Origin of the sequence: Micromonospora sp. KC606, from assembly GCF_004348675.1 — a bacterium.
Classification (GTDB): Bacteria; Actinomycetota; Actinomycetes; order Mycobacteriales; family Micromonosporaceae; genus Micromonospora.
Genome location: NZ_SMKN01000260.1, coordinates 1 through 7,486 on the forward strand (window position 1 = coordinate 1; position 7,486 = coordinate 7,486).

Genomic DNA, 7,486 nt, shown 5'->3' on the forward strand with positions numbered 1-7,486 from the left:
CTGCTTGCGGAACAGGTGCATCTCCAGCTGGCCGGGCTCCTCCAACAGCTCCAGCTTGGCCAGGTCCTTCATCGCCTCGTACGGGGTGTGTCCGTCCTTGTAGCCCTCCGGAAAGGCGTCGGCGTACCGGGCGAACAGGTGCTTGGCCTGCTCGTCGCCGAGCTTGCGCTCCAGCACCAGCTGGTAGTCGTCGTCCCACAGCCGGGTCGCGTCGGCCAGCTCCTCGGCGAGCAGGTCGGCGTCGATGGCGCCGGGCGGGTTGGTCGGGTCGGTCCGGACGATGAAGTGCACCCGGGCCAGCATCGACTCGGTGACCCGGGTGGTGTAGTCCACCCCGACGCCGTTCAGCTCGCGCAGCAGGATGTCCTGCATGCGCAGCCGGTTCTGCGTGGTGAACCGGTCCCGGGGCAGGTAGATCAGGCAGGAGATGAACCGCCCGTACGCGTCCCGACGCAGGAAGACGCGCAGCTGCCGCCGGCCGGCCATGCGCAGCACGCCGGTCACCGCGTGGTACAGGTCGTCGGTCTTGATCTGGAACAGCTCGTCGCGTGGGTAGGTCTCCAGGATCTGGAGCAGGTCCTTGCCGGAGTGGCTGCGCAGGCTCAGCCCGGAGCGGTCCAGCACCTCGGCGACCTTGCGCCGGACCACCGGCAGCTCCTGCACGCTGGTCCGGTACGCGGCGGTGGAGAACAGGCCCAGGAAACGCCGCTCGCCGACCACCTCGCCGGCCTCGTTGAAAATCTTGAAGCCGATGTAGTCCAGGTACGCCGAGCGGTGCACGGTGGCCCGGGAGTTCGCCTTGGTAATGATCAACAGGCGCTTCTCCAGGACCTTCTCGTGCGCCTCGGTCGTCATCGAGGACAGCGACCGGGCCTCCGGCGAGTCCGACCGCAGAATGCCCAGTCCGGTGCCGAGCACCGCCTCCAGCGCCGGGCCACCGCTGTCCCCGCTGTCCACCAGCCGGTACTCGCGGTAACCCAGGAAGGTGAAATGGTCGTGGGCCAGCCAGCGCAGCAGCTCCACCGAGTCGGTGATGTCCTTCTCCGGCACCGGCGGGCGGTTGTCGGAAGTCCGCGTGGCGGCCAGCTCGTCGGCCAGGGCCAGCGCCCGCTGGCGCATCTTCGGCCAGTCCTCCACGGCCTCTCGCACGTCGGTGAGCACCCGCTGCAGCTCGCGACGGAGCTTCTCCCGCTCCTCCGGGTCACGGACCGGGTCGATCTCGATCCGCATCCAGCTCTCCACCAGGTCACCGGCGATCGCGTCGTCCGGCTCCACGTCGGCGGAGACCTCCGTCAGCCGACCCAGCGGCTCACGACGGACCACGACCAGCGGATGAACCAGCAGGTGCACGTCGAGATGGTGGGAGTTGAGCAGCGCGGTCACCGAGTCGACCAGGAACGGCATGTCGTCGGTGACGATCTCGATGACCGTGTGGTGCTGCTCGGCGTCGGGGGAGTGGATCCGCAGCTTCAACTCGCCCGGCACCCGCTGCTGGGCCAGCTCCCGGTGCGCCCGGGCCGCCGCCAGCATCTCCTCGGCCGTGAACCCGACCAGCTCCTCGTCCGGCGCGAACCGCCAGAACCGGCCCACCAGGGTCGCCGCGTCGTGGTCGTCACCGGCCAACGCCATCGCCTGGGCCACCAGGCGCTCCGCGTTGGGCACAGGCTCGTCGAGTTCGGTGTCCTCCCCGTCCTCGCCGAGCGCCTCGGCGGGTAGGCCCAGGTCATAGAGGGTGTCGATACTCGAACCGGTCATCCCGGTCATTCCTGTGTCGAGTCGGCCGAAGCCGTCCCCGTCGGTCGCCGAATCGAAGCTGTCGTCCCGGCTGGTGTCAGCCTGCCGGAGGTCGGGTCCCGGTTTGATCGCCGGACGCCGGTCCATCGGTGCCACTCCCCTCGACCCACCGCGTTGTGGGTCACTCTGCCGCCCAGCCTAGGCCCGCCCTTCTGTCGTACATCGGCGGACCACCGGCCGGACGTCCGGTTCGGGACTCTCGTCCTTTCGCCTGTTGCAGATCCGTGGTCAGCCGGTCGCCGAGTACCCCGACTGGCGATGTTCATCACACCCCTGGCGAGGCGTCTTCACGCGACGTGCGGACGTTCGGGCCGGCACGTGGGGGCCGACCCGTACTAACCTGCGGGGCGCCGTCGAAACCACGGAGGTGTAAGGCTTCATGCTCCTGTCGTACCCGTACCACCGGCTCCGCACTCCGACCCGCCGGGCGTTCGCCGCGCTGGCCGCCACCGTGGTGGCCGCCGGTGCGCTCGTCGGGTGTTCCGACGGTGACGGGCCGGAGCGGAGCGTGGACGCCTTCCTGGCCGGCTGGCGCTCGGGCAACCTCGGCACGGTCGGCTTCCGCGACCCGACCGGTTCCCGGCTGCCCGCCGATGAGGTCGCCGAGGAGCTCAGGGCGCTCTCCGGGGAACTGGCGGCCACCCCGCCCACGCTGCGTCGCACCGGCGGCCCGACGGTCACCAAGGACATCGCCACCGTGCCGATCCGGGTGGAGTGGTCGTTACCGGGCGGGGTCACCTGGGCGTACGACCGCTCGGTGCGGATGCGCCAGGGGCAGGGCGACCAGTGGCAGCTGATCTGGGAGCCGCAGCTCGTCCACGAACAGCTCGAGAGTGGCGACCGGCTGACCCTGCGCCGGGAACGGCCGGTCCGCGCCGCCGTGCTCGACGCGGCCGGGCAGCCGATCGTGGCGCCCCGCCCGGTGGTGCGGATCGGAGTGCAGCCCAGCGAGGTGGACGACCCCGCCGCCCTGGCGAAGCGACTCGACGCCGCCTTCCGGGCGGTCCGGCCGCCGATCACCCCGCCGGTCGACGTCTCCGACCTGCCCCGCCGGCTCAGGGAGGCGAACCCGGAGGCGTTCGTCGAGGTGGTGACGTTGCGGGACGAGGCGTACCGGCAGATCAGGTCACGCATCCACGACATGCCCGGCATGAGGTTCGCCACCGAGCAGCGGGATCTCGCCCCCACCCGGGAGTTCGCCCGGGCGTTGCTCGGCTCGGTGGACGAGGCGCAGGCCGACGACCTAGCCCGGCACCCCGAGAAGTACGCCCGAGGTGACCAGGTCGGCCACGGTGGCCTCCAGGGCCGGTACGACGACCGGCTGCGCGGCGTGCCGGGAGTGGCCGTGCTGATCGCCCGCAACGGACCGGACGGCCGGCCGCTTCCCGGCGTCGAGGTGCACCGGCACGAGCCGACTCCGGGGCAGCCGCTGCGCACCACCCTCGACGTCGCCACCCAGAACGCGGCCGACGGCGCGCTGCGCGGCGAGAAGCGTCGTTCGGCGCTGGTCGCCGTCCGGATCAGCGACGGCGCGGTGCTCGCCGCCGCCAACGGCCCCGGCGCGGCCGGCGAGAACCTGGCCTTCACCGCCCAGGTGCCGCCCGGCTCCACCTTCAAGATGGTCAGCGCCCTCGGCCTGCTGGACCGGAACGCGGTCACCGCCGACACCACGGTGGACTGTCCCAAGACCTTCGTCGTCGACGGCCGCTCGTTCAAGAACTCCGACGACTTCGCCCTCGGCCCGGTGCCGTTCCGGACGGACTTCGCGAGGTCCTGCAACACCGCCTTCACGGCTCTCGCGCCGAAGCTGGGCCCGGACGGGCTCGCCGTCACCGGCCGCACCCTCGGCCTGGAGGGGCAGTGGGACCTCGGCGTGGACGTCTTCACCGGCAAGGTCTCCGCCAACGGCGGCGCCACCGAGCAGGCCGCAGCCGCGATCGGCCAGGGCACCACCGTGGTCAGCCCGCTGGCCATGGCCGGTGCCACCGCCTCGGTGGCCCGTGGCCGGTTCGAGCAGCCGAAGCTGGTACTGGACCCCGCGCCCACGAAACCGGCCGGGGCCGGCCCCGAGCTGCGGGCCGAGTCGGTCACCGCGGTGCGGGGGATGATGCGCGAGGTGGTGACCGCCGGCACGGCCAGGGCCCTCGCGGACGTGCCGGGCGCTGCGGTGCACGGAAAGACCGGCACCGCCGAGTACGACAACAACCCGGCGCACACGCACGCCTGGTTCGTCGGCTGGCGGGGCGACGTGGCGTTCGCGGTCTTCGTCGAGCAGGGCGGGTCGAGCACGTCGAGCGCCGTCCCGATCGCCGAGCGTTTCCTCCGCGCCCTGCGCTGACCGGCACCCGCCGCCACACGGGTAGCGGGGTGTCCCGGCGCTCCGCTCCGACCAGCGGCCGGCATGATCCGCTCTGACCGCCGTGATCCACTCTGATTGGCGCGAACCAGCGTGTCCCGGCCGGGCGGGCCGTGCGACGTGGCGCGATCGGAGTGGATCGCCCCCCTCGACGAGTTGCGCCTGCGACCCGACGAACTGTGGCCGCAGGGCGCGACGGTGGCCCGCCACGAGGGTCGGCCGGTGCTGCCGGGGGTCATCCGGCGCTGGCCCACCGGGGGGTCACGCCAGCCCGCACATCGACCTACGGGCGATCCCGCTGCTCGCCGAGCACCGCCTGCGGCGCCGGATCGGCACGAACGTCTACCTCCAGGTCCCCCCGCCCGGCAGCGGCGGGCACGTCGACTTCTGGGGGCTGTGGACGGACGAACGCGAGTACGACAACCAGCGCCGGACCGGCTACGGTCTCGATCGGGATGCCCTGGGCGAACCGCCCTGGTCCTGCGAGCAGCCGGGCCAGGGTGATCTGCTCATGTGCGACGCAGCCCGGGTACCCGGCGTACGCCGGGTGGTCCGGGGAACGCGGGTCACCGCGGCATGCTTCGTCGGCGTCCGTGACCCGGGCGGGCCACTGGTGTCGTTCGCCTGACCGAAGCCGCGGCGGCCCGCCTGGGCGCCGTCACACGATTGCAGCTGGTCGGGCACCCTCAGGCGATCGCTGGTGGTGGGCCGTCCGCCAACGGGACGTCCTCCTCCAGCGCGGACAGCCGGCGGAGCAGACCCGGCCCGGCCGACGCGGGCGGCCCGACGGGCTCGACGGCCGAGGCCGGCGCCGCCGGCGTGAACGGAGACGGCGCGACACCCCGCCGGTCCTCCGCCCCAGCGCCGGCCGGGGCCACCCCGGCGTCGTCGGCGGCAGCCGGCCCGACGCCCACCAACGCGTCCGCACCGCCCGGCCGGGCCGGGGCGGCGTCGCGCGGCCCCGGGCCGTCGGCGCCCCGCATTCGCCGTGGTGGTGGGGACTGCGCCAGCAGCCGGGGCGGCACCGACTCGGGCGCGCGGACCGGGGCCAGCCCGGCCACGACGGTGTTGACGATCTCTGCGGCGTATGCGCCGTCCGGATCGTAGTCGGGGTCGAAGACGGTCAGCTCGACGCCGAGGCAGTGCGGGGTGTCCACCAGACCGGCGAGGAGAATCTCCAGCTCGGCGAAGGCGATCCCGCCCGGATCGGGCGCGTCGACCGCCGGCATGACCGCCGGGTCGAGCACGTCCACGTCGATGTGTACCCAGTACCCGGCACAGTCCTCCAACTGCTCGTGTGCCCACTGGGCGGTCCGCGCGGCGCCCGCGGCACGCAGCGCCGGCACCGGCCGGGTGGTGATCCCGGCGGCCTGGAGGTCGAGGCGGTACTCGTCCTGGGCCCGGATGCCGAGCACCACCACGTCGACGTCGCGGAAGTACGGCCGGCGGCCCTCGATGGCGGCCAGGTCGGCCTGACCGCGCCCGGTCACCAGGGCGAGGTCCTCGCCCGCCGCCGCGCCCACGTAGGAGGCGTTGCCGGGGTGCCGGAAGTCGGAGTGACCGTCGACGAAGATTAACCCGATCCGCCCACCGACCGCCTCGCCGAGCCGGTGCATGGCCAGCGCCGAGCCGAGCAGCACCGAGCAGTCGCCCCCCAGCACCAGCGGGAACTCACCCCGGTCGATGATCGCCCCGATCCGGTCGGCGAGCGCCACCGAGTACGCGGAGATCTCCCGGGCGTGGCAGACCCCGTCGCCGGGACGCCAGTCGCCGGGGTCGTACCGGGGTGGGGTGAGGCAGCCGGCGTCGTGAGCCCGCAGCCGGGCGAGCAGGCCGTGGTCGCGCAGCGCGCCGGGTGCCTTGGCGCAGCCGGGAACCGAGGTGGACGTGGGTGGACGCAGCCCCAGGTTCGTCGGCGCGTCGAGGACGGCGATCCGGCGCATCATGGGCTCCCGTCCTCGGTGGTCGGGCGGGCCGGCCGGTCCGCCGGCCCGCGCTGGCGTGCTGGAAAATCAGAACAGTGCGCTGGCCAGGGCTCGCCGGGCCGAGGCCACGGCCGGGTCGTCCGGCCCGGCGACGGTGAACAGCGAGACCAGGTGTTGGCGTACCCTCTCCCGGTCGTCGCCGGCGGTCCGCCGGACCAGGCCGACCAGGCGGGCGTACGCCTGCTCGGCCTGGCCGCCCAGCACCTCGATGTCGGCCGCGAGAAGGTGGGCGTCGACGTCGTCGGGGGCCTGCGCGGCGGCGGCGAGCGCGGCCTGCGGGTCAGCGCCGGCGACCCGGCGGGCCAGACCGACCTGGGCCAGGCCGGCCTCGGCCGCGGCGTCCGCCGGCGACTCGGCCAGGATCTTCCGGTACGCCCGTTCGGCCGCGTCCAGGTCGCCGCTCATCAGCGCGTCGTCCGCCTCGTCGAGCCGGGGATCCTCCGGCTCGGCGACGGTGGCGCCGCCGGCCTTGAGGACCGCCTGGATCCACTGGCGGAGCTGTGCCTCCGGCACGACGCCGGGGAAGGCGTCGATCGGCCGTCCGCCGACGACCGCGTAGACGGTCGGGAGTGCCTGGATTTGGAACATCTGAGCGATTCGGGGGTTCTCCTGCACGTCGATCCGGGCCAGCACCCACGCCCCGCCACCCTCGGCCGCGAGCCGCTCCAGTATTGGCGCGAACTGGTCGCTCTCCGGGTAGCCGGCCGCACCGAAGAAGACCACGACGGGTGTGGCCATCGACCGTTCGAGCACCTCGGACTGGAGGGTCGCCTCGGTCACGTCGACGACGGCGAGGCCGCCGCCGCCGGTGGCGGGGCCGCCCGGGAGGCCGGCGGGCGGGCCGGTCTGGGCCGGTGTCGCGGGACGGGAGGTGGCCGGCGGGGTGCTGCGCAGTGCGCTGAGGTCGACCGCGCCGCGGGTGAAGATCGACGAGGTCATCCGTGGGTCGCTCATGGTTGTCTAGTCTCGCACGGACGCCGCCGAACCCGGATCAACCGCGACGGCGACAGTTGCCACTCTCACCGCTGCTCACCCGCCCCAGGCGCCCGATCCCGGCGCGCCTTCGATTGATCGATTCGGGTGCCGCAGACGACGGCATCCCTTGATCGACCCCAGATGCGGCAACCTCAGTTGTGCCGCCGCATGATCAGCTTCGGATGCCGCAACCTGCGGTGTCAGCGGGCCGGGTTACCGCCGATTGCGACAGCCGGAGTCGATCAAGCGAAGTCGATCAAGCGAAGTCGATCACACCCCGGCACCGGCCCTCCGGCGAGGTGACACGGAGTCGGGGCGAGGTGACACGGGATCGGGACAGGGCGGCACGGGATCGGGGCGGGGCGGCACGGGATCG

At 73.1% G+C, this 7,486-nt stretch carries 3 protein-coding genes and 1 pseudogene; 1 reads left to right on the top strand and 3 read right to left on the bottom strand.

Going from position 1 to position 7,486, the window contains the following annotated elements:
- Positions 1 to 1,881, bottom strand: a pseudogene (locus E1193_RS28430) (NAD-glutamate dehydrogenase domain-containing protein); the annotation flags it as partial.
- 292 nt (positions 1,882 to 2,173) lie between these two features.
- Between E1193_RS28430 and E1193_RS28435 the strand changes: the two are divergent.
- Complete coding sequence (locus tag E1193_RS28435; RefSeq protein WP_132186249.1) at positions 2,174 to 4,132, top strand: penicillin-binding transpeptidase domain-containing protein; 1,959 nt, start codon at positions 2,174 to 2,176, stop codon at positions 4,130 to 4,132.
- 704 nt (positions 4,133 to 4,836) lie between these two features.
- Here the strand turns inward: E1193_RS28435 and E1193_RS28440 are convergent.
- The gene (locus tag E1193_RS28440) at positions 4,837 to 6,096 is read right to left on the bottom strand and encodes an arginase family protein (protein WP_243707950.1); all 1,260 of its coding nucleotides are present in this window, start codon (positions 6,094 to 6,096) and stop codon (positions 4,837 to 4,839) included.
- 66 nt (positions 6,097 to 6,162) lie between these two features.
- Positions 6,163 to 7,089, bottom strand: a complete 927-nt coding sequence (locus E1193_RS28445) for a tetratricopeptide repeat protein (RefSeq protein WP_132186250.1) — start codon at positions 7,087 to 7,089, stop codon at positions 6,163 to 6,165.
- Positions 7,090 to 7,486: the final 397 nt, after the last annotated feature.

Coding starts and splice junctions, on each gene's coding strand:
- E1193_RS28445 (WP_132186250.1), bottom strand. CDS start 7,089: ATGAGCGACCCACGGATGACCTCGTCGATCTTCACCCGCGGCGCGGTC.
- E1193_RS28440 (WP_243707950.1), bottom strand. CDS start 6,096: ATGATGCGCCGGATCGCCGTCCTCGACGCGCCGACGAACCTGGGGCTG.
- E1193_RS28435 (WP_132186249.1), top strand. CDS start 2,174: ATGCTCCTGTCGTACCCGTACCACCGGCTCCGCACTCCGACCCGCCGG.